The sequence below is a fragment of the Streptococcus mitis genome, assembly GCF_000722765.2.
In the GTDB taxonomy this organism is placed as follows: Bacteria; Bacillota; Bacilli; order Lactobacillales; family Streptococcaceae; genus Streptococcus; species Streptococcus mitis_AQ.
This window is the reverse complement of sequence record NZ_CP028415.1, coordinates 575,298-597,223: the sequence shown is the minus strand read 5'-3', so window position 1 is coordinate 597,223 and position 21,926 is coordinate 575,298. Positions and strand designations below refer to the sequence as shown.

Sequence of the window (21,926 nt, the reverse complement as noted above, 5' to 3'; positions counted from 1 at the left end):
ACAACTGTTACGGGAATTTACAGAAAAATTTCTTTTAGCAGGATAGTGAACATTTGAAGTAAAAAACCACTCACTCCAAAGAGCAAGTGAACTGCACCCCAAAAGTTAGACATAAAAATCTAACTTTTAGGGTGTTTTTATTATGAAATTAACTTATGAAGATAAAGTTCAAATATATGAATTAAGAAAGAAAGGAGAGAGCTTTAGACAACTTTCAAATCAATTTGGGATAAACATTTCTAATCTTCAGTACATGATTAAATTGATTGATCGTTATGGAATAGAAATCGTCAAAAAAGGAAAGAATTGTTACTATTCTCCTGAACTAAAACAAGAGATCATTGATAAAGTTCTTCTTGAGGGGCATTCACAAATTAGGGCGTCTCTGGATTATGCTCTTCCAAGTAGTGGATTACTTTCGAATTGGCTGGCACAATATAAGAAAAACGGGTATACTATTGTTGAGAAAACAAGAGGGAGACCACCTAAAATGGGACGTAAGCCAAAGAAGAGATTTGAAGATATGACAGAATTAGAACGTCTTCAAGCAGAAAATGAGTACTTGAGAGCGGAGAATGCCATTCTAAAAAAGTTGAGAGAACTCCGATTGAGGGACGAAAAGGAGCAAGAAGAAAAACGGAAATTGTTCAAGGACTGGTAACAGAGTTTTCTTTAGATATCCTTCTAAAGATTATTAAGCTTGCCCGTTCAACCTATTATTACCACTTAAAACAGCTGGATCAAAGCGATAAAGATTATGATATTAAAGCTGAAATTCAGTCAATTTATACTGAGCATAAAGGAAATTACGGCTATCGTCGCATGACTCTAGAATTACGAAATCGTGGCTTCGTAGTGAACCATAAGAAGGTGCAGCGTCTGATGAAAGTAATTGGTTTAACGGCTCGAATTCGCCGTAAACGGAAGTATTCTTCCTACCAAGGAGAGGTTGGCAAGAAAGCAGATAATCTTATTCAACGTCAATTTGAAGCAACCAAACCAATGCAAAAGTGCTACACAGATGTGACAGAATTTGCCATTCCAGCAAGTAGCCAAAAGCTTTATTTATCACCAGTTTTAGATGGCTTTAACAGCGAAATTATCTCCTACAATCTTTCTACTTCGCCGAACTTAGTACAAATAAAAGCTATGCTAGAACAAGCCTTTACAGAGAATCATTACGAAAATACAATTCTCCATAGTGACCAAGGATGGCAATATCAACACGATTTCTATCATCATTTTTTAAAGAATAAGGGAATCCAACCATCTATGTCACGTAAGGGAAATAGCCCAGATAACGGTATGATGGAATCTTTCTTTGGCATTCTTAAGTCTGAAATATTTTATGGTTATGAGAATACGTTTCAGTCACTTGAACACTTGGAACAAGCTATTGTAGACTATATTGATTACTACAACAATAAACGAATTAAGGTAAAACTAAAAGGACTTAGCCCTGTACAATACAGAACTAAATCCTTTGCTTAAATTAATTGTCTAACTTTTTGGGGTCAGTACAAAGTGGTTTTTATACTTTTTATTTTTCAAGTAAACTGAGCGCTTCAGCATCTGCAATAATCGTCACATCAGGGTGATTTTGGAGGCTACTTGCTGGGAGATTCTCAGTCACTGGGCCAGACACTGTTCCGGCAATAGCTTCTGCTTTTGATGCACCGTATGCAAAGAGAAGGATTGATTTGGCATCCAAAATGTTTTTAATCCCCATTGAGATGGCTTGTGTTGGAACATCTTCAATCTTGTCAAAGAAGCGAGCATTAGCTTCGATAGTAGACTGGTCAAGCTCCACAAGATGTGTTTGACTGTCAAATGGAGTACCAGGTTCATTAAATCCGATATGTCCATTGCGACCGATTCCCAAGATTTGGAGGTCAACTGGATGGTCAGCCAAAATTTGGTTGTAGCGTTCAACTTCAGCTTCAGCATTGTCCTTAACTCCACGAGGTAAGAAACTTTCTTTAAATGGTTTTTGGTTGAACAAGTTTTCTTGCATGAAGTAACGGTAAGACTGTGGATTGTCTCCATCAAGTCCTACATACTCATCAAGGTTGACACTGGTTAGATTTGAAAAATCAAGGTCACTCTCAACAATTTCCTTGTAAAATTCAAGTGGGCTACTTCCTGTCGCGAGTCCTAGTGTTTGAGCTCCATTGGCCAATTTTTCCTTCAAAATCTCAAAAGCAACTTTTCCACCTTCGATTTGGTTTTCAACTTTAATAACTTTCATCTTTTTATCCTCCGTTTCAATCTATATTTATTATATGGTATAGACCAATTTTTGTCAAGTGAAAACGATTTAATTTCTAAAAAAAGAGCGACTATACTTGAAACATGTTATAATGGATAAGATTAGAACTTAGAAAGAATGAACAAATATATGAATACAGCTGATTTTGATTTCCACTTGCCTGAGGAATTGATTGCCCAAACGCCCCTTGAAAAACGAGATGCCTCTAAACTCCTCATTGTCAACCGTGAGACGGGAGAAATGCAGGATAAACACTTCCACTCTATTATTGATATGCTGGAACCAGGTGATGCCCTTGTTATGAACGACACCCGCGTTCTCCCTGCCCGCCTCTATGGTCAAAAAGAGGAAACAGGGGGACATGTGGAACTTCTCCTCCTCAAAAACACTAGTGGAGATGAGTGGGAGGTTCTGGCTAAACCTGCCAAACGCCTCAAGGTCGGGACTCGTGTTAGCTTTGGTGATGGCCGTCTCAGAGCTGTTGTTACGGAAGAATTGACTCACGGGGGCCGCATTGTCCGCTTTGAATACCAAGGAATTTTCCTAGAAGTTTTAGAAAGTCTGGGAGAAATGCCATTACCACCTTATATCCATGAAAAACTGGATGACCGTGAACGCTATCAAACCGTTTACGCTAAGGAAAGTGGTTCTGCTGCAGCACCAACTGCTGGATTGCACTTCACCAAAGAATTGCTGGCAGAAATCCAAGCTAAGGGTGTTCATCTAGTCTATTTGACTCTTCATGTCGGACTCGGAACCTTTAGACCTGTTTCAGTTGACAATCTGGACGAACACGAAATGCACTCAGAATTCTACCAGCTTTCTGAGGAGGCTGCTAGCACCCTTCGCTCTGTCAAGAAAAATGGAAGCCGTGTCATCGCTGTCGGAACCACTTCTATCCGCACCTTAGAGACTATTGGTTCTAAGTTTGATGGGCAAATCCAAGCAGATTCTGGCTGGACCAATATCTTTATCAAACCTGGCTATGAATGGAAGGTTGTGGATGCCTTCTCAACCAACTTCCACCTGCCAAAATCAACTCTGGTCATGTTGGTTTCTGCCTTTGCCGGCCGTGAATTGGTCTTAGATGCCTACCACCATGCCATTCAAGAACACTACCGCTTCTTTAGTTTTGGCGATGCCATGTTTATCTATTAATTTATATAATCAAAAAACGCATATTATCAGGCATTAAAACCTTGATAGTATGCGTTTTGTAATGAATTAAAAATTCGTTAGTCTTTTCTAAAATTCAGATCTTTCAAACTCTGCACACTGGCATTAATCACCGCGCCGACAATCAAAATCTTAGCAATGAGAATAAACCAGAACATCATGACCACCACGACGACGGAACTGAAAAAACGGACGTCCACTAGGTGATTGACATAATTGTTAACATAGACTGAAAAGATATTGAGCAGTAAGACCAGGGTCAACAAGACAAAGGCACTACCTGGCAATACAGAGCGAATCCTTCGCACCTTAACATTGGGTAGAAAATAGTAGAGCATGACTAGGATGGCAAAAATCAAGGCATAGACCAAAGGGCCTGTTAGGTCTTGCAGATAATCAAAGAGAGGACTATCCGATTTCCAATAGCTTTTGACAAGGTTGAGGAGCATGCGACCAAAGACACTGAGAAAGAGAGCTAAGGCAAAGAGAATCTGCAAGCCAAAACTGACAAACAAACTCATGAGCTGATGGGAAATCATCCCACGATTTTTAGCTACTCCGTAAGCTTTATTAAAGGCTTTCTGTAGGAAATTCATGGATTTTGAAAAGGTCCAGAGGGCTGACAAAACCGCAAAACTCAATAAGCCCGTTGACGGTTGGGTCAGCACTTCTGTAATAATCTTTGCGACTACATCATACATGCTTTCCGGCAAGAATTCATTGACAACCTTTAAAAAATTAGAAACTGGAATCCGAAAATAAGGGAGGATATTGACCACCACCAAAAGTAGGGGGAAAATCGAAATCAACCAATAGTAGGCTACTGCGACACTGGTCAATTCACTATCTGATGCTTGATAATAATGTAAAAAAGCTTTTAATAAGGGCTTGTCTATCAGCTCTTTCCACCACTTCTTCATGTCACACTCCTTCACTTACAATCTTGATTAATTTCTTCTTACCAATTCCATCATATCATAAGGCAGGGTATTGGCAGCTTCCTTCAAGGAATAGTTCTCTAGGTTATTTACATTTTGTCGTAACTTCTTGGCATACTTGGTCGTAATCAATCGTTTTTCTTCATATTCGAAAATCAACTTGCGCTCCAGATAATAGCCTCTCAGCATTTCATCGATATTGTTGGGCTTGACACGATTGATAACCCGTTCGACAAAGGCACCACTAGTGATAATAGCTGTTTCTCGGAGACGTGAATCCTGCATGAAGCTGATTAAAGAACTCTTATAAACCCCTTTAAGATTCTCCAGACTTTCGATAATCATCTCTGTATTTTCTAGATAGAGCTCTGCAATTTGATCATAGTCAAGGGCTCTGAGTTTCTGTGATTCTTCATTTTTCCAACTGCGGAAGGTCTTGCCAAGAGTAAAGACTTCGTGAAGGAGAAAACGTAAAATCCGCAAGGAAACAAGGAAATAATAGGTCAATCGTGACGCAAACTTGCGATTGATACCTTGTTCCATGTTTTTCAAATAACGTTGGTAGACTCGATAGGCACGCTCACTCATCTTGTCCTCTTCATAAGCCTGTTCTAAACCATCACTTTCAATACTGAGGATGAGAAGTTTTAAGGCCTCCCAGTCTTCTTGAGCCCCCTTATTTTCTTGACTCAGGATGAGATTTTCAATACGTCCATGATAATTGTCAATAGCCGCATAGAGGGGAAGTTTATTTTTTGTGTCTTCCAACTCTTTTTCCAACTCTAGCGTCACTTCATTTAAAATGGCGATATGCATGAGATAATCCTTGCTTTCTTCCTGTTCATCAGAAAGATGAGGCAAGACCAAGAGACCTGTTAAAAAACTTACAAGCGTCACACCTGCGACGAGGAAAAGCAAGAGAGGATACTCCTGCTCTAGATTACTTGGTATCAGAAGAATCGTAGCAATCGACACCGTTCCCTTGACACCTGAGAAGGTCAAAAGAAGCATGTCCTTCATATACTTATTTAGCTTCTTCTTGAGACGTCTAGTCCTATAGGCATAATAGCCATAAATCATGACAAAACGAATAGCAAAGAGGACAAAGGTGAGGGCGACAAGAGATAGCAATAAAAGTAAGGGATTATAGATTGGATTGGCCAAGATAGGTTCTGCTATCATTTCCAGCTCCATCCCTAAAATCACAAAGACAGAACCGTTCAGCATAAAGTTTACTGTATGCCAGACCGTCTCAGTCACCGTATCCACTTGGGCTTCGAGGAGCGTAATTTTCTTAAATCGGCTTGCCTTTAAAATGCCAGCAACCACAACAGCAATAATTCCTGAAACATGGACTTCTTCTGCTAGGAAGAAAGTCACCAGAGGCAAACTCAATTCTAATAAAAGCTCGCTAGCAATATCTGTTGCTCTCACACTTAGCAAGAAGGTGTGGAGGAAACGGTTGGTCATGGCTGTTAAAAAGCCAATTAAAAAACCGCCTAGAATTGAAAAGATGAGCGAACTACTAGCTTGCCCAAGGGAAAAGGCTCCAGTTTTCCAGGCTGTCAAGGCCACCTGAAAGGCAACCAAACCAGATGCATCATTCAAGAGTCCTTCACCCTTAAGGATATTGGACACGCGCTTAGGAAAACTAAACCGCTCCGAAAGAGAAGCAAAAGCTACCAAATCCGTAGGCCCAAGGGCTGCCCCAACAGACAAGCAAGCTGCCAAGGGAAGGCTGAACCAAAGAAGATGGGCCAAGCCACCCAAACTCAGAGTCGAGATGAAAATCACTGGAAATATGAGATAAACAATGATTCGCCAGTGTTTTAAAATAGCTGTAATGTCCGCTTCTTCCGACTCTCTGAAAAGTAAGGGCCCGATAACCAGGGCCAAAAACAACTCCGTATTGAGGTGAAAGTCGGTATTGGGTAAAAAGAGACCAATCACAATTCCCAAAAGAATTTGCACCAAAGGGAGAGGCAAAAAGGGCAGGAGCTTATTGGTTGTACTTGAGACAATCAAGACCAGTAAAAATAGGATGAGGTAAATCAGTAATTCCACGCACGTCCTCCTTAATCTTTTTTACAACAGGATTCAAATATCTCCTTCTGCTCTTTGATTTTTTGGTCAATCTTGGAACAATCCTTGTGCTCAATTTTTCTCTGACACCGTTCCATTTCAAGAGCAACTAATTTTTTCTTGATTTTAAGCATTTTTTTGCTCATATGCGCTTGGTCTAACACACCCACCGCTCGTTCGTGGTGGGTTGATTCAACAAAATTCTGGCGCATGGCATCCAGCTTTTCACGTAGGTATTGTTTATCCATGTCTATATCTCTCTAATTTTTCAATCATTACTAAAAATGGTGGGTTGTTGACTTGGTTTAAAGTTCGGTAAATAGCAGCTGTGTACTCTTGTTGGTTCAACTGGCTAACAAAATCCAAGACAGCGTCCCTCTCGAGGTCGCCTCCTTCATGACCATAGTAGATCATGATAGCAATCCGTCCACCTTTGACAAGCAAATGACACAGTTTTTCTAATGCTTCAATCGTTGTCTGAGGTTGGGTGATGACAGACTTATCAGCTGATGGCAAATAACCCAGATTAAAAATTCCTGCCTTAGCTTCTGTCACAAACTGGTCTAGTGTCTCATGGCCTTGTAAAATCAATAAGGCATTGTCCAATCCAGCCTGCTCCAACCGTTGCTGAGTTTTCATCAATGCTTGCTCTTGGATATCAAAGGCAAAGACTTGCTTAGCTAGCTTGGCTAGAAAAAGCGTATCATGCCCATTACCCATGGTCGCATCCACTACGATATCCTCTTTTGTCACTACCTCAGCTAAAAAATCATGTGCCATCTCAAGTGGTCTTTTCATTTTCAAACTCCTGTTTTACAGCCTTGCATCCTTGAACGCTTCCACGACGTCGCATCTCCATCTCAATGCTGTTGAGGACTTCCCATTTATTGAGGCTCCACATAGGCCCAATCAGCATATCTCTAGGTGCATCTCCTGTGATTCTATGGATGACAATATGCTTGGGAATGATCTCCAATTGGTCACAGATGACCTTGACATATTTATCCTGACTCATCAATTGTAAACGTCCTTCGTGGTAATCTCGTTGCATACGAGTATTTGTCATAAGATGGAGCAAATGCAGTTTAATCCCTTGAATATCATTATCGGTGACACAGCGGCGGACATTTTCAATCATCATCTCATGGGTTTCACCAGGCAAGCCATTAATAAGATGGGAAACAATCTCAATCTTGGGATACTTTCTCAAACGCTTGACCGTTTCCACGTACAACTCATAGGAATGGGCACGGTTAATCAGATCAGAGGTTGTTTCATAAGTGGTCTGCAAGCCCAATTCTACCGTCACATGCATGCGCTCCGACAACTCGGCCAAATACTCGATAGTTTCGTCTGGTAAACAGTCTGGCCGCGTTCCGATATTGATTCCTACTACACCTGGCTCATTGATAGCCTGCTCATAGCGCTCTCGAATGACTTCCACCTTCTCATGGGTGTTGGTAAAATTTTGAAAATAAACCAGATACTTCTGAACATCCGGCCACTTACGGTGCATAAAGTCAATTTCCTTATAAAATTGCTCACGGATAGGCGCGTCCGGTGCTACGATAGCATCTCCAGAACCTGAAACCGTACAAAAAGTACAGCCTCCATGAGCCACAGTCCCATCACGATTAGGACAGTCAAACCCCGCATCAATAGGGACTTTAAAGGTCTTTTCTCCAAATAGTTTTCGATAATAATCATTCAAGGTATTATAAGATTTCATAACTTTCATTATAACAGAAAACATCTACAATCTCAAAAGCCTGACTTTCCTATAAATTCCTCTGTTTCTCGTTTCCTTTAGCGATTTTTTATGATACAATATGGATATGATTTTAATGAAATTAGCATCTATTTTATTATTGATACTGACCTTAGTAGTCTGCATTATCATAACCAAACTTTTTAGATTAAAAAAACTAGGACGAAACTTTGCGGATTTGGCTTTTCCATTCTTGGTATTTGAGTATTACCTGATTACTGCTAAAACCTTTACCCATAATTTCCTCCCTAGACTGGGCCTAGCCCTCTCACTCTTAGCCATTATTCTCGTCTTTTTCTTCCTTCTGAAAAAACGCAGTTTTTACTATCCTAAATTCATCAAATTCTTCTGGCGTGCAGGATTCTTATTAACCCTTGTCATGTATATCGAGATGATTGTTGAATTGATGGCTCAGAAATAAAAAATTAAATCGAAAACACCTCAATCAAACGAAATACAATGATTGAAGTGTTTTTCTTTATATCTTTTTTCAATAATTCTTATTTTCCTTCTTTATCAGGAAAGAGGTAACCAATACCTACACAAGCTAGTACACCTGCTCCAATTACCAAGCTACTTGGAATTGGCAAAAGGTCCAAAATTGCATTCGCAATAATAAAGGCAATAATCAAACACATCAGACTAGCCTTGTAATCCTTTTTCAAAAGATTCTCTAGAGTGAAAAAGAGGAACAGCCCTACCGGAATCAATGACCAGAGGTTGACATTTAAACTTGGCCAACCTACAGAACCAAAATACACTACTATCGCTGCTGCTACTAAAAATACAAGCCCTAATAACTTTTTCATTTGTTTATCTCCAATTTCTTTTTTAGGAACTTGAGTTAACTGGTATCGATGCCTCACGTACCTTACAAAAATCATTATAGCAGAGGTCAGTTTCAAGAACAAGCTCTTTTGTCTATCTGGTCTCTATCTCGGTCTAAGCGGCTTAATAGTTAAGAAAAAAGAAACCCAGTAGAATGAGTTTCTTCATTTTGCCGATTGCAGGGATTGAACCTGTGACCTAGGCTTTACGAGTGCCTTGCTCTACCAACTGAGCTAAATCGGCTATTCCACTTACAGTATAGCACTCTGAGGATAGATGTCAAGGAATTTTCATCTCTATTAGAAAAAGCCTGTCCTAAGACAAGGCTTTGATAGTATTCAACTTAAGAACCTGCACTTTCGTAGGCATCTAAGCCCCTATCCCAAAGTTTAAGGGAAATGACAAAGAAAGCCAGAGAAATCAACATCAAACCTCCGATGTTAAAGATTACATCCTTGTCCTGCAAGAAATAGCTGGCAGGATAGTAGGCCGTAAAAGCAAAAGGCACGATAAAGCTAATCAACCAACGAAGAGCTGAATTGTAAATCGAAATCGGATACTTGGCAAAATCATTGAACATATAGAAAATATAAATCATGGCGCCCGACTGCTTGGTCCAAAAAGCGATACTAGCTGTCGCGATTTTCAAGGAAGTATAAATCAAGGTCGCAAAAGGAATACAAACTAGGAAAAGCAGGAATTTTGGAAGCGTCCAAGCAATGCTGGTCACTGTTGTTCCCAATAAAATACCACCGACCAAGAGCTCGCCCAAGGCATCAATCTGAAAGGTCTCAACGAGTATATGGAAGAGCGGATTGATAGGACGAGTCAGATACTTGTCAAACTCACCTTTTCTCACCAAGCGTTGCCCTAACGCCCAGAGATTATCAAAAAAGAGATGGTCCAGTCCCTTGGGAATCAAGGAAAAACCATAGATAAAGGCAATTTCTTGAAAAGTCCAACCTTCTAGCGAGGGGATATGCTGAAAGATGACATTGAGAAACAAGAGGTTCAAGCCTTGGGTCAAAAAAACTCCCAGCACACCAACTACAAAATCCACCTTGTATTCCATGATTTGCTTGATATATTGTCTGATAAAAATCAGATGCATACGCTGATATTTTTTCATACTAACCTCCCTGAATGGTAATGAATGACTGGACTCGTTTCCAAATCAACTGAGACAAGCCCACCATCACTAAGAGCCAGAAAAACTGCAAACCGAGCGCCTGAAGAATCTGATTGGCATCATATTTCCCAACGATAATCATGACCGGAGTGTAAATCAAGGATGAAAAAGGCAGGAAGGACAGAATATCTGCAACAACCTTTGGAAAGAAAGCCAAGGGAATTAAACTCCCAGACATAAAGGCCACTATGGAAGTCTTGAGTAGATTGGAACCCCATAGATTTTTAAACACAAAGGCAGAAAATCCAAAGCAGATATTAAAGAAAAAGTTAATCAGATAGGCCAGCGTTAAGCTAAAAAGATAAAGGACAGTTAATCCCAGCACTTCTACCATCCCTTGCCCAGATAAGATTTTCATCAAAACAATGACACTTAAAAATGGAAGTCCAACAGAAATAAAAATCAACCACTTGGACCCAAGCTCAGTAAAGAGGTAAGAAGCCGCAAAATGCACTGGTCTCAACAAGCGCATGATAATGGAACCATCCTTGACCTCCTCCCCAATCATAAAGGAAGAATCTGACCTAGTAAGAAGATTGGTCACAAAACTCATGATGATGTAGAGGGTGATATCTGCCATACTGAAGCCCTGAATCAAAGACTCTTGTGAAGAATCAAAGACAGCCTTCCAGAGATAAAAGGCCACAAAAGCACCCATAACATCGCCGATCCGATAGAGAATAAAGTTGACTCGATAGGTAATCAATTCCTGAACACCTGCATTGATAAAGGGTTTATAACGTCTCCACAATTTGACCATCTTAGAGCTCCTTTCGGTAAAAGCGACGGATAATATCCTCAATATCCGTATCTACCATCTTCAAATCGCGGATTTCAAAATCAGACAGGGTTTGCTTGATAATGTCAGCTGACTGGTAGCGAGAACTATCGAATTCAATGTTGAGACTATTTCCTTGTCTATCAATGATCATATCAGGCAAACCCTCGTAGTGAGAAACGAGATGACTTTGACCTGGTAGCAGTTCAAAGGAGAGTGTCTTCATCTTACCAAAGGTTTCCTTGAGTTGGCTCACCGTTCCATCAAAAATCTCCTGCCCCTTGTCAATCATAAAAATCCGATCACAAAGTTGCTCAATATCACTCAAGTCGTGAGTGGTCAAGAGAATAGTAGTCTCTTCCTCCTGATTGATCTGGGTAATAGCCCGACGAATGTTATCCTTGACCGAAACGTCCAAACCAATGGTCGGCTCATCTAAAAAGAGAACCTTGGGATTGTGGAGCAAGGAAGCCGCAATATCCGCCCGCATCCTTTGACCCAGTGAAAGAGTGCGCACGGGATCTTTGATAAAATCCTTCAAATCCAAGACTTCATTCAAAAAGTCCATGCGCTTATGGAAGAGCGAATCTGGCACATCGTAAATCTCTTTCAAGACCGTGTAGGTCTCTTGCAGAGCCAAATCCCACCATAGCTGGGTGCGTTGTCCAAAAACTACGCCAATATCCTTGACATAATCTTGACGATTATCCTGTGGAATCTTGCCGTTAATCCGACAACAACCAGATGTCGGCTTTAAAATTCCTGTCAACATTTTGATGGTTGTCGACTTCCCAGCACCATTGGCTCCGATAAATCCTAAAATTTGTCCTTTTGGAACCTCAAAGGTCAAATCCTTGACCGCTTCAAAGGTCTGCTTTTCAGGATGAATAAAGGAGCGCAAAGCTCCCTTCAATCCCGGTTCCTTAACAGTCTTCACAAAATTTTTCTGAAGATGTTCCACTTCTATCATTGCCATATTGATCTCCCTATGTAAGGAATAGTAACATTGTCTTTTGACTACAAGTATTCTAAATCCTTACTTTCTATACCTTTTACGTTTTATTATTACAGAAGGCTTTATACCAACCTATTATAGTCCAATAAAAACCAGAATGCAAGCGTTTGCCTAAAATTTGTGAAATTGAAAATTTTTCTCATAAAATGATAGTTTAAATCCAATATTCTGGTTTAATAGTTTCCTTAAAACGCCAAAAAACCCACCCAATGGGCAGGTTAGTATTAAAAATGATTTCATCTCAAATATTCAATTTAATCAACACATTCTCCATTTTCATTAACTCTATACCCGTCTATGGTAGTATTAACTGCGAGTTCTCCTGAAGAATATGAATAATACCATATTTCGCCAACTTGGTACCAACCTGTTACCATTGATCCGTCCTCATTTAAATAATACCATTTTCCTGAATCTTGAATCCAACCTGTCGCCATAGCTCCATTATCTTTCAAGTAATACCAGACATCATTATACTTAAACCAACCTGTTACCAGGGCTCCATCTTCACTTAGATAGTACCAATGTTCATTATCTTGAATCCACCCCCTTGCTAAAGAACCGCTATTATTTAGATAGTACCAAGCGCCATCATTTTGTATCCATCCTGATTCCGATGAATCTTGAATATCATTTATTACTTGAACAGCCTCAATAATATCCTTCAATTCAACTCGTTTTCTATCTTTTATGACAGATTTAACTTTTTCCTCAACAAACTCTTTCGCATAAGTTCGGCTATTTTCTTTTCTCTGGAACATATCCTTCAATAAACCTTCTAATTGTTCATTAAAGACATCTTCTTGAATTTTATTAAACTCTTTTTGAGATAGCGAAATAACCATCACAATATCAATAAACTCTTCTTTTAATTGAGCAAACATTTCCACACGATCATCTTCTATGAACTGATCTGCAATTGCTTTTGCTCCTATTCCTCCTGCAATTCCTCCTATAATCGCACCTGCAAATGCTCCTATTGGTCCAGCAATTGCACCACCAACTGCACCTGCACCAGCTCCTGCCATCATACCGCCCCCAGCAACTGCTACATTTTTTAATAACTGCTGGGAAGAAATTCTTCCAACAAGAGTTTCAAAAATATCTGGACCCATAATAATAGCGAACGATATCACTGGCGCAGCTCGTCTTGCAACCACTTCAGCTGTAATTTTTTTTCCAAAATAATCATTAATTTGTTTTGTAAATATTTTTGCAAATTGCTGTGACGCAACATAGATACTAGTTCCCATAGCTAGGGTTCGTAATCCTGCTTTACCAGCCATTAGAGCTGCATCTTTGGTTTCTGCACCCGACCATTTAGCCTGAGAAAAGACAATAACAAAGCTTATACCTACACCTGGTAATGAATTAATAGCTCCATCAATTGCATCAAATTTAATAGAGGTCAAATTACCTCCTTTAGCTATCAATTTTGCTTCATTATAGGTAATATGACCTTTTCTGATGATATTTTTTGCCTCAGCTGGATTATTAACTCCTTCAACTTTACCTTGTCTAATTTTTTCTTCAAATAACTCTACTGCTTTATCATATTGATCTTTAGGAACTTCCAATTGCATTCCATTATACTTATACATCCCTCCATCGTTTTTAGATTCAAAAGCTGCATTTACAGTACCTCTAGCATTGTTATAGTACTTAGTTTGAATTTTTTGATTTCCAACCATTCTATCCGCACCATTTTTTGCATTATCTTGACCTGTTTGTCTTACATGGTGGAATGGATATTTAATCTTATCCATTAGATTATTTGCAAACTCAGCTGCATGTCCATGGCCTGAAGGAGCGCTAACCATTGCATTTATTTGAGCTTTATGTAATCTATCACCAACACTTAATAAAATCCAAGAAACAACTCCTATTTCAGTTCCTCTTCTAAAGGTAGTTGAATTAACATTCTTTTTACCAATTTTTAATAACTGTGTGTTTAAATTTTCAGCTTGTACATCATTTGTATAACCAGAGGCAATCAATTCATTCAATTCTCTAACAACATAATTCAAACTATTCGTGACATTCAAACGCTTAATAATCCCATATGGATAGTAAAATGCTAACTGATCATTATCATCTACCTCTACTTTCCATAAATTTGAAAATGGGAAAAATTGTACATTACATCTGTCTTGATCCTTGATTTGCATTTTTTCGAAAATTCCATACTGGGTCAAGAGTAAACCATATTCTTTGAAATCTTCTTCCTTTACACTTCTAACCGGAGAATAACCAAAATATTCAAATTCAGTATTAGAGAATTCATTATAAAATTCTTTTTCTGACTCAATGAACCACTTAGCCCGTCCATAAGGTACTGACTCACCATAATAATCAAATCCATTCTGTGCAATAGACCTAAAAGTTCGTCTAACACTAGCCTCACTGTGAGTATGAACCTCTTTAATTTTTCTTTTCCATAAAAAATACTGAAAAAAACTTACGATATTATCTTTCATCTCTAACCTAAACTCTAATAATTCTAATATACTAAAACTAGCTAGTAACTTTATTAAGTTTTAAAACTATATATTACCACATATTAAAAAACTTGATATTTACCTTTAAGCTAAATTAATTATATCAAAGGCATAATACAAAGTCCATATCATTTATTTTATTTTTCACACACCAAAAAACCCACCCAATGGGCAGGTTTCATCTGTATTGTTAAGCTAGATTAAGCTTTACCTTCTGAACCGAATACGTCGATACGTTCTTCAACTGATGCTTGGATAGCTTTTACACCGTCAGCCAAGAATTTACGTGGGTCGAAGAGTTTTTTCTTGTCGTATTCTGCTTCGTTTGCTTCGTAATCACGAGCAAATTTACGAGTTGCGTTAGCGAATGCGATTTGGCATTCAGTGTTAACGTTAACTTTCGCAACACCAAGTTTGATAGCTGCTTGGATTTGCTCATCAGGAATACCTGATCCACCGTGCAATACGATTGGGAAGCCTGGAAGAGCTTCTGTCAATTTTTGCAAGTGGTCAAGGTCAAGACCTTCCCAGTTAGCTGGGTAAGGACCGTGGATGTTACCGATACCAGCTGCCAAGAAGTCAATACCAGTTGCAACCATTGCTTTAGCGTCTTCGATTGGAGCCAATTCACCTTTACCGATGATTCCGTCTTCTTCACCACCGATAGTACCAACTTCAGCTTCTACTGAGATACCTTTAGCGTGTGCTTTTTCAACAACGTCTTTAGCCAATTTAAGGTTTTCTTCAACTGGAAGGTGTGAACCGTCAAACATGATTGAAGTGTAACCAACTTCGATACACTCAAGTGCATCTTCGTAGTGACCGTGGTCAAGGTGGATAGCTACTGGTACAGTGATACCCATTGATTCAACAAGGTTAGCGATCAAGTTGCGAGCAACTTTGTAACCACCCATGTATTTAGCAGCACCCATTGAAGTTTGGATCAAAACTGGAGCTTTTTTAGCTTCTGCTGCGCGCAAGATAGCTTGAGTCCACTCAAGGTTGTTTGTGTTAAATCCACCAACTGCATAACCGTTGTCACGAGCTGCTTGGACAAATTTTTCTGCTGAAACGATTGCCATTTTATCAGGCCTCCTGTATATTTTTATGGGTCATCCCATTTACATTGTTCATTTTATCACTTTTTGACAAAAAAATCTAGTTTTTCCCGCAGTTTCGATTGAATTTCTTCTAGCTTCATCTATGTAAACCCTTTCTCTCCCTAGTCTTGGACAACTTTTGGAAAAGCTATAAAGAAGGTCAAACGATTCTCCTCCATCTCAAAACGATAAGCTAATTTTTCATGTTCTAATAGACTCTTGACCACAAAGAGCCCCATCCCAGACCCTTTGGCCTTGCGACTAGCATTATCAGAAAAAGACTGGGCCAGTTTTTCTTGTTCTTCTGGACTGCAGCTATTTTCTATAAAAAGTTCCCCTTCTCTTTCTCCAATGCGAACTAAGCCATCTGGAACAGAGTGCTTAATAGCATTACTGATAAGGTTAGACAGAATCAACTTCATGACAGATGGGTTTAGATAAGCCTGTTGATGAGTCAAACTATTGTCTATCTGGAGCTCTCTATCCTTGGCTAGCAAGGCATAATCCTTGACTAAACTTTGCGTCATCTGGTGTAGGTCAATTTGTTCCCTATCATCTCGCAATTCCTGCACAGACGAGAGGGAAAGTATCTGCAGAACGTGGTGATTAAGCTCATCTACAATCCCCAAGGCAACTCCCAGATAGCGGTCTCTGTCCTTATAACGCCCGACATTTTCTTTCATGTTTTCGATCAGGATTTTCAAACTGGCCAGCGGTGTTTTCAATTCATGAGAAGCTCCTCGTAGGAATTCGACCTTCATCTTTTCCAGCTGGAGAATGGCTTCATTCTTGTCATGCAAGTCCGCAATAACAGTCAAAAGATGCTGGTAAAGGCTATTGATTTGTTCCTTGAGATCACCAATCTCATCCTTAGAATCCACGCGCAATCGCACTTGGGAATCCAAATCCATCATCCGTCGGGTCACCCGCTTGATTTCCAAAATAGGGGCCACAATGGTCCGAGCATAGATGTAGGCTACCAAAAGAGAAATCAGAAAGGATGCCAACAAGGTATAGGGAAGAAACTGGAGACTGATTTGCTCTGCTTCCTTTTGTAAATCCATGGAAGCTAGAAACTGGAGAGTCATGGTACCACCGTCCTGCGTTGTCACCTCGCGCTCCTCAATAAAGAGAGAGGTTGTCTGGCGGTATGTATCAAAAGGAAGACTGTCCTTGACTTCTAACTTGTCCTCGGTCATCTCGCCCTTAACGGCCCCCTTGATATCACTAGTCTGGGAATACAAGTTTAAGACTTGCTCGATACTTTGCCTATCTTTCCCTTCTAGGGACTGGGCAATGGCTGTCGCTTTCTGGCCAATGGTTTCCTGACGATGACTCAGATAAGTCGAAGGAAAGAGAAAATAAATGGCTAAGTGAAGGCAAATTACCAGAGCACTAAAAATCGAGAAGGTATAGATAAATATCTTTTTAAATAAACCTGTTCGTTTCATTTTCGCTCCAATTTATAACCAACATTGCGCACAGTGAGGATGCAGTCCAAGTCTAGCTTTTTCCGCAATTCCTTGATATAGACATCGATGACACGGTCAAAGGGGACCTCATCTGTCGCCTTCCAGACCGCATCGATAATCTGAGAACGAGTCAAGGCTCGTCCTTCATTTTTAACCAAATAATCAAGAATTTCCAACTCTTTGGCATTGATAGCCACTTCTTGACCTGCTAGGCTGGCACTGTAGCTCTCAAAATCCACCCTGGCAGCCTTATAAGAGAAGATTCGTCCTGTATCGTAGTAGCGCTTGAAAATCGCGTCTACCCTCACTTTTAAGAGGGATAGAGAAAAAGGCTTTTCCAGATAGCCATCTGCCAGAGAAGCAAAAGCACTCATCTTGTATTCCTCATCCTGAAAGGCGGTCAACATCAGGACAGGAACCTGACTGGTTTTACGAATCTCCGCTAGCACTTCCAGACCATTGAGCTTAGGCATCTGGATATCCAGTAAAACCAAGGCTACTTCATAGCTGGAAAATTTTTCTAAAGCTTCTTGCCCATCTGCCGCCTCAATGGTTTCATAACCACAATCCGTCAAATAATCACTGACCCCCTCACGGATCATCTCTTCATCTTCTACAATTAAAATTTTCATAGAAAAAACGTTTCACATTCCTTTAAATTTCTTGTAAATTATATCAGTTTCATCCTGAAAGAAAGAGGCCTTATCAAGATGAAATAGATAAAAATGCTACCTATATTATACCCCATTTAGGGGAGAATAGGTAGCAAGTTTGTTATTCACTATCCAGCAGAAGCTCTTTTGGTTGTTTTCTAAGGAGAGTGCTTGAAGCAAGCGCCATAACAAGAACCACTAGAACCAAGGCAAGGACAAAGACGATGATAAAGTCTGATGTCTGAATAGAAATATCTAGGCTCGACAAGGTCTTGCTAAAGCCGTCTACTTCTGCACCACCACCAAGATTAGAGGCTTGAGCCGCCTTGCTAGCCTGTTTGGCAACACCTGAAGTCACATTAGCAAGAACAGAATTTCCTATTGCACGCGCTGTGTAGTTGGCTAGGAAGTAAGCAGAAATAAGAGCAGGGATGGCAATCAAGATGGATTCGGTGATGAATTGACCCAAGATACTTGCCTGCTTGAGACCGATAGAGAGGAGGATTCCCACTTCCTTGCGACGAGCATTGATCCAAAGGCTGAGCAAGAGAGCAAGAAGAAGGACTGAGAAGCTCAAGCTACCCCAGAAGAGGAGGTTGGCCATCTTGTACATACCAGAGATAGATTGCTCAAGAGCTGGGTAGTTAGAGGAGCTCTTCACAAGTGTGTAGCTCTTCCAGTTGATACCGCTGATGCCATTCAACTCTTTCATAACATCATCCAAGTTCTTGTCCGCTGTTACAAAGAAGGTTGCGTCCCCATAAATAGCTGTGTCTTCTGTATAACCATATAGTTTAGCAGCTGTATGGATGTCTGTGATGGCTGTATTTTCATAGAGTTCTTGTGAGTAGGTTACTGCTGACTTATTATGACCATCAAAGAGTCCCTTGATTGTCACTTCGACTGTTTCCTTGGCACCTTTTTCATTGTCTGCATCGTAGACATTAGAGTCTAGTTTGACCTTGTCCCCTACTTTCCAGCCGTGTTTGGCTGCCAAGTCCTTGTGCAGGAGGATCTTGTCCTTGTCGTCGTTTGTTAAGTGCTCTCCTTCAACCAATTTATAAGAACCAGAGACAAACTTGTCTTCTTTAGAGGAGTCATTGACACCTGTAATCATCAAGCTACTTCCAAAATGTTTGGCACGGTCAGGTGTCAGATTTTTCTTGGTATCTGGAGTTTCAATAAGTTCATAGCCAGTCAAATCCCCGATAGCGTTGATGCGTTTAACATAAGACTCGATGGCCTTGTTTTCGGTGATTTTTTTGATATCTTCACCCTTGATATTCCCAGCACCACGAGGCGTTCCTTGATTGACGCGACGATTGATTTGCATGGAGAAGCTATTGGTGATATTTTTAAAGGTTTCTTGAGAAGCCTTGGCAGTAGCTCCCTTGATCGACAAGCCGACCAAACTCAAGCTTGCCATGAGGAGAATAATCAGGAAGATAATAATCGATTTGAAAAACTTCCTTGTAACATAGGCAAATGCGTTGTGTAACATATATTCCCTTTCTAGAATTTGTTCTATTTTATAGTTCTAACAGAAAAAGCTCATATTATTTCGTCGTATTGCGAGTTTCAGTTAGTTTCTTATCTTTCAACTCAAGTGTAATATCTGACGCTTGTGCCACTTCTTTGCTATGGGTTACGACAATGACACATTTACCTGTTTTCTGGGCAAGTGATTTGAGCAGTTCGACAATATCTCCAGCAGTTTTAGGATCCAGATTTCCTGTTGGTTCATCTGCTAGAATTACTGGAGCTTCTGATACCAAACTACGAGCAATGGCAACACGTTGTTGTTGACCACCTGATAACTGGAGAACATTCCGCTTGATCTGACTTTCATCCAAACCAAGCTCAAGAAGTGTATCCTTGCTTGCCTTTTTGTTGACCAAGCGGATATTTTCCAGTGGAGAAAGATAATCTATCAAGTTATAATTTTGAAAGACCAGGGAAATATGGTGCATGCGATGGTAGGAATAACCCTTCTTACGAATGTCCTCTCCTTGAAAAAGGATAGAACCTTCAACAGGACTATCTAGACCAGCAAGTAGGGACAAGAGTGTGGATTTTCCTGCTCCTGATTCCCCAATAATACTGTAAAATTTCCCGGGTTCAAAATTATAATTGATCTGATATAGGACTGCTTCAGCAGTGTTCTTATAACGGTAGGTAAGGTCTTGTAATTGTAATAAAGTCATGATTTCTCCTTCTTAACTAATAGATGATAAAATTTCTTTCGGCGATTTTCTAAATAAGAATAGGAAACAAAGGGCTACAGATAAGCAACTAAGCAGAACTAGAAAAACATAGGATTCTGCAAAAGATAGGATGCTGGTTGATAGACTGCTTGCTTTGGCTAGTGTATCTTGTAAGCTTGTCTGATCTCCACTTGCTAGTAGAGTTTGGAGTGGGTAAGTTGTGATGGCGTTTCCTGCAGCAAATGCTGGAAGCAAAGCTCCGAGAGATACCAAAACTACCTCTAAACAGAATTGTAGGAAAATCGAGCTCTTGCCTTTTCCAAGTGCCAGTAAAATTCCCACTTCGTAGACCCTTTCTCTCAACCAGAGAGACAAAACAAGAATTAAGGCCCCAGCTCCTGCTATCAACATCCCATAAAGGAAGATGGTTAGGAAGGTTTGGAAGGTAGCAACCGAGTCTTTGATTTGTTCAAAAGCCTTGTTTTCTTTCTCAACTTGATAACCGTTATTTTCCAAAGCCAAGTTTTCCACCTGCTTCAAGAGTCCGTCCATTTCCTTAGGATTTTCTACATAGAAGCGTGCTGCACTGACTTGAGCTTCACTATTTTCCAAAAGGCTTTGGCTACTTTCATAGTCTGTAAAAACCTGGTTTTCACTGAAGTCAGAAGACAAGCCTGTAAATTTCTCTTGTTTTTTACCAGAAAAGATGCCGACAATCTCAAACTCCACTGTTTGCCCTTTGCCAGCTTCTGACTGACCAGCATCTAAGGCAATCTTGTCATGAAGGGAAAGACTATTCTTCTTAGCCAACTCTTCGTGGATGATGATTTTCTTTGAATCCCCTTTTTGAAGATGTCGCCCTTCTTTTAAGTTGAAAGCCGAGCTGGTAAAGGTGACATCCTTAGATGAATCTTCAAGAGCTGTTAAGCTAACCAAATTCTTATCCGCAGCGGACAAATCATCACGTTCCACGCTCTGCTCGCCACTCACTGCTTCCTTGTCTTTTAGTTTTGCGACCGTCTCGAGTTCAGGAGAAACATTTTCCAGTCCCTTAATCTTGCTTACAGATGCTAGGTCTGACAACTTGAATGTCTGACCATTTTCTATCTTCTTAATAGAAAAAGAGGTATTGAGTGATTTGTAAAGATTGGTTTCAACTGTTTTGTTGGACTTCATCAGAGTCAGACAGGCTGAAATTCCAGCCAATAGGACCAATAAAATCAGAAATAAAATAAAACTTCTCAGTCGTTTTCTGCTGACATAAGCCCAAGCTCTTTGGATCGGATTCATTTGTCACCTCCATATTTGTAAGACTATTATAAAATCCAAATATGAAATGTTTATGAAATACAAAAAAACTTTTTGATTTATTTTTTGAAAAAATAAAGAAAGCTAACAACTGCTAATTTTCCTCATATTAGAACACATTTCACCAATCAAAAAGCGACACTATTCTATAAATGATAGTTCTTGATGTCAATACCTTCCGATATCCAAAACGCCTCCTCTAGTCTTCTTTAGAAAAACAAAGGCTCTATAATATTTGTAGTGGGTAAATCCCCTATGGATATTATGGAGCCTGCTTTTTCACTTTCAGAATAAAGAGCCTGACAAATTTTCGGACTCATTGAGGACAATCTAAAGCAAGTTCATCCTCTTTTTCAGACTGGATTTAAAACTTTCCTCAAGGATAAAGAGAAAATTGTCAACGCTCTTCAGTTACCTTATTCCAACGCAAAATTGAAAGCGACTAATAATCTCATCAAACTTATCAAACTGAATGCATTTGGTTTTCGGAACTTTAAAAACTTCAAAAAAAGATTTTCATCGCTCTGAATATCAAAAAAGAAAGGACGAAATTCGTCCTTTCTAGATCTTAGCTTTTCTCAACCCACTAAAGTTGACAAAGAGCCAAAAAGACACTTACATCCTAAAGAGAATGGTAAATGTCTTTTA

At 39.7% G+C, this 21,926-nt stretch carries 20 protein-coding genes, 1 tRNA gene and 1 pseudogene; 4 read left to right on the top strand and 18 right to left on the bottom strand.

Annotated features, from left to right (window positions below):
* Positions 1-142: 142 nt before the first annotated feature.
* Positions 143-1,491, top strand: a protein-coding gene (locus tag SK637_RS03290) for an IS3 family transposase (protein WP_135783529.1) whose coding sequence is annotated in 2 segments (ribosomal slippage) — positions 143-593 and positions 593-1,491 — 1,350 coding nt in all. Because the reading frame shifts where the segments join, the coding sequence is not laid out codon by codon here.
* A gap of 49 nt (positions 1,492-1,540) precedes the next feature.
* Here SK637_RS03290 and SK637_RS03285 read toward each other — a convergent pair.
* Positions 1,541-2,248, bottom strand: coding sequence for a glucosamine-6-phosphate deaminase (locus SK637_RS03285; protein WP_033688401.1), 708 nt, complete (start codon positions 2,246-2,248; stop codon positions 1,541-1,543).
* Positions 2,249-2,398: 150 nt separating this feature from the next.
* Between SK637_RS03285 and queA the strand changes: the two genes are divergently transcribed.
* Complete coding sequence (gene queA, locus SK637_RS03280) at positions 2,399-3,427, top strand: tRNA preQ1(34) S-adenosylmethionine ribosyltransferase-isomerase QueA (RefSeq protein ID WP_033688433.1); 1,029 nt, start codon at positions 2,399-2,401, stop codon at positions 3,425-3,427.
* Between the two features lie 77 nt (positions 3,428-3,504).
* Here queA and SK637_RS03275 read toward each other — a convergent pair whose 3' ends face one another.
* The 5 genes from SK637_RS03275 to mnmL are packed head-to-tail and all read right to left on the bottom strand — an operon-like array spanning position 3,505 to position 8,203.
* Entirely contained in the window at positions 3,505-4,365 is an 861-nt protein-coding gene (locus SK637_RS03275) for a YihY/virulence factor BrkB family protein (protein WP_033688398.1), read from the bottom strand.
* Between the two features lie 27 nt (positions 4,366-4,392).
* Positions 4,393-6,447, bottom strand: coding sequence for a cation:proton antiporter (locus SK637_RS03270; RefSeq protein WP_033688397.1), 2,055 nt, complete (start codon positions 6,445-6,447; stop codon positions 4,393-4,395).
* A gap of 11 nt (positions 6,448-6,458) precedes the next feature.
* Positions 6,459-6,713 (bottom strand): hypothetical protein, encoded by a 255-nt coding sequence (locus SK637_RS03265; protein ID WP_000361085.1) that lies wholly within the window; start codon positions 6,711-6,713, stop codon positions 6,459-6,461.
* Complete coding sequence (gene mnmM / locus SK637_RS03260; protein WP_033688396.1) at positions 6,706-7,263, bottom strand: tRNA 5-(aminomethyl)-2-thiouridylate-methyltransferase MnmM; 558 nt, start codon at positions 7,261-7,263, stop codon at positions 6,706-6,708. Before mnmM ends, SK637_RS03265 begins: the two co-directional genes overlap by 8 nt.
* Positions 7,247-8,203 carry a tRNA modification radical SAM protein MnmL/YtqA gene (gene mnmL / locus SK637_RS03255; RefSeq protein WP_033688430.1) on the bottom strand — a complete coding sequence of 319 codons (957 nt, stop codon included), beginning with the start codon at positions 8,201-8,203 and terminating at the stop codon, positions 7,247-7,249. Before mnmL ends, mnmM begins: the two co-directional genes overlap by 17 nt.
* Before the next feature lie 91 nt (positions 8,204-8,294).
* Between mnmL and SK637_RS03250 the strand changes: the two genes are divergently transcribed.
* Entirely contained in the window at positions 8,295-8,654 is a 360-nt protein-coding gene (locus SK637_RS03250) for a DUF3397 family protein (protein WP_033688394.1), read from the top strand.
* 79 nt (positions 8,655-8,733) lie between these two features.
* Here SK637_RS03250 and SK637_RS03245 read toward each other — a convergent pair whose 3' ends face one another.
* The 12 genes from SK637_RS03245 to SK637_RS03190 all read right to left on the bottom strand — a co-directional run bounded on the left by SK637_RS03245 (position 8,734) and on the right by SK637_RS03190 (position 21,260).
* Positions 8,734-9,042: a hypothetical protein gene (locus SK637_RS03245; protein WP_033688392.1), complete on the bottom strand. Its 309-nt coding sequence runs from the start codon at positions 9,040-9,042 to the stop codon at positions 8,734-8,736.
* A gap of 189 nt (positions 9,043-9,231) precedes the next feature.
* A tRNA-Thr gene (locus SK637_RS03240) sits at positions 9,232-9,304 on the bottom strand.
* Positions 9,305-9,404: 100 nt separating this feature from the next.
* Positions 9,405-10,190 carry an ABC transporter permease gene (locus SK637_RS03235; protein WP_033688391.1) on the bottom strand — a complete coding sequence of 262 codons (786 nt, stop codon included), beginning with the start codon at positions 10,188-10,190 and terminating at the stop codon, positions 9,405-9,407.
* 1 nt (position 10,191) lies between these two features.
* On the bottom strand, positions 10,192-11,010 hold the full coding sequence (locus SK637_RS03230; protein ID WP_033688387.1) for an ABC transporter permease: 819 nt from the start codon (positions 11,008-11,010) through the stop codon (positions 10,192-10,194).
* Position 11,011: 1 nt separating this feature from the next.
* Positions 11,012-12,004, bottom strand: coding sequence for an ABC transporter ATP-binding protein (locus SK637_RS03225; protein WP_033688385.1), 993 nt, complete (start codon positions 12,002-12,004; stop codon positions 11,012-11,014).
* Positions 12,005-12,297: 293 nt separating this feature from the next.
* Positions 12,298-14,520, bottom strand: a complete 2,223-nt coding sequence (locus SK637_RS03220; RefSeq protein ID WP_033688382.1) for an N-acetylmuramoyl-L-alanine amidase family protein — start codon at positions 14,518-14,520, stop codon at positions 12,298-12,300.
* Positions 14,521-14,741: 221 nt separating this feature from the next.
* Positions 14,742-15,623: a class II fructose-bisphosphate aldolase gene (locus tag SK637_RS03215; RefSeq protein ID WP_033688381.1), complete on the bottom strand. Its 882-nt coding sequence runs from the start codon at positions 15,621-15,623 to the stop codon at positions 14,742-14,744.
* Between the two features lie 140 nt (positions 15,624-15,763).
* Complete coding sequence (vncS, locus tag SK637_RS03210) at positions 15,764-17,092, bottom strand: sensor histidine kinase VncS (RefSeq protein ID WP_033688379.1); 1,329 nt, start codon at positions 17,090-17,092, stop codon at positions 15,764-15,766.
* Entirely contained in the window at positions 17,089-17,745 is a 657-nt protein-coding gene (gene vncR / locus SK637_RS03205) for a response regulator transcription factor VncR (RefSeq protein ID WP_033688378.1), read from the bottom strand. The genes vncS and vncR overlap by 4 nt, the downstream gene beginning before the upstream one ends.
* 142 nt (positions 17,746-17,887) lie before the next feature.
* Complete coding sequence (vex3, locus tag SK637_RS03200) at positions 17,888-19,267, bottom strand: ABC transporter permease subunit Vex3 (RefSeq protein ID WP_033688377.1); 1,380 nt, start codon at positions 19,265-19,267, stop codon at positions 17,888-17,890.
* Positions 19,268-19,322: 55 nt separating this feature from the next.
* A complete protein-coding gene (vex2, locus tag SK637_RS03195; RefSeq protein ID WP_000173725.1) occupies positions 19,323-19,970 on the bottom strand; it encodes an ABC transporter ATP-binding subunit Vex2 in 648 nt (215 codons plus the stop codon).
* 12 nt (positions 19,971-19,982) lie between these two features.
* Positions 19,983-21,260, bottom strand: coding sequence for an ABC transporter permease (locus SK637_RS03190; RefSeq protein ID WP_033688376.1), 1,278 nt, complete (start codon positions 21,258-21,260; stop codon positions 19,983-19,985).
* A gap of 289 nt (positions 21,261-21,549) precedes the next feature.
* On the opposite strand from SK637_RS03190, the pseudogene SK637_RS03185 reads away from it, so the two are divergent.
* A pseudogene (locus tag SK637_RS03185) lies at positions 21,550-21,850 on the top strand (transposase); the annotation flags it as partial.
* Positions 21,851-21,926: the final 76 nt, after the last annotated feature.

What these genes read in the sequence shown, in the direction of transcription:
- SK637_RS03190 (WP_033688376.1), bottom strand. Translation starts at nt 21,260, where the DNA reads ATGAATCCGATCCAAAGAGCTTGGGCTTATGTCAGCAGAAAACGACTG.
- SK637_RS03235 (WP_033688391.1), bottom strand. Translation starts at nt 10,190, where the DNA reads ATGAAAAAATATCAGCGTATGCATCTGATTTTTATCAGACAATATATC.
- vncR (WP_033688378.1), bottom strand. Translation starts at nt 17,745, where the DNA reads ATGAAAATTTTAATTGTAGAAGATGAAGAGATGATCCGTGAGGGGGTC.
- SK637_RS03225 (WP_033688385.1), bottom strand. Translation starts at nt 12,004, where the DNA reads ATGGCAATGATAGAAGTGGAACATCTTCAGAAAAATTTTGTGAAGACT.
- SK637_RS03220 (WP_033688382.1), bottom strand. Translation starts at nt 14,520, where the DNA reads ATGAAAGATAATATCGTAAGTTTTTTTCAGTATTTTTTATGGAAAAGA.
- vex2 (WP_000173725.1), bottom strand. Translation starts at nt 19,970, where the DNA reads ATGACTTTATTACAATTACAAGACCTTACCTACCGTTATAAGAACACT.
- vex3 (WP_033688377.1), bottom strand. Translation starts at nt 19,267, where the DNA reads ATGTTACACAACGCATTTGCCTATGTTACAAGGAAGTTTTTCAAATCG.
- mnmL (WP_033688430.1), bottom strand. Translation starts at nt 8,203, where the DNA reads ATGAAAGTTATGAAATCTTATAATACCTTGAATGATTATTATCGAAAA.
- SK637_RS03250 (WP_033688394.1), top strand. Translation starts at nt 8,295, where the DNA reads ATGGATATGATTTTAATGAAATTAGCATCTATTTTATTATTGATACTG.
- SK637_RS03245 (WP_033688392.1), bottom strand. Translation starts at nt 9,042, where the DNA reads ATGAAAAAGTTATTAGGGCTTGTATTTTTAGTAGCAGCAGCGATAGTA.
- mnmM (WP_033688396.1), bottom strand. Translation starts at nt 7,263, where the DNA reads ATGAAAAGACCACTTGAGATGGCACATGATTTTTTAGCTGAGGTAGTG.
- SK637_RS03275 (WP_033688398.1), bottom strand. Translation starts at nt 4,365, where the DNA reads ATGAAGAAGTGGTGGAAAGAGCTGATAGACAAGCCCTTATTAAAAGCT.
- SK637_RS03230 (WP_033688387.1), bottom strand. Translation starts at nt 11,010, where the DNA reads ATGGTCAAATTGTGGAGACGTTATAAACCCTTTATCAATGCAGGTGTT.
- SK637_RS03265 (WP_000361085.1), bottom strand. Translation starts at nt 6,713, where the DNA reads ATGGATAAACAATACCTACGTGAAAAGCTGGATGCCATGCGCCAGAAT.
- vncS (WP_033688379.1), bottom strand. Translation starts at nt 17,092, where the DNA reads ATGAAACGAACAGGTTTATTTAAAAAGATATTTATCTATACCTTCTCG.
- SK637_RS03215 (WP_033688381.1), bottom strand. Translation starts at nt 15,623, where the DNA reads ATGGCAATCGTTTCAGCAGAAAAATTTGTCCAAGCAGCTCGTGACAAC.
- queA (WP_033688433.1), top strand. Translation starts at nt 2,399, where the DNA reads ATGAATACAGCTGATTTTGATTTCCACTTGCCTGAGGAATTGATTGCC.
- SK637_RS03285 (WP_033688401.1), bottom strand. Translation starts at nt 2,248, where the DNA reads ATGAAAGTTATTAAAGTTGAAAACCAAATCGAAGGTGGAAAAGTTGCT.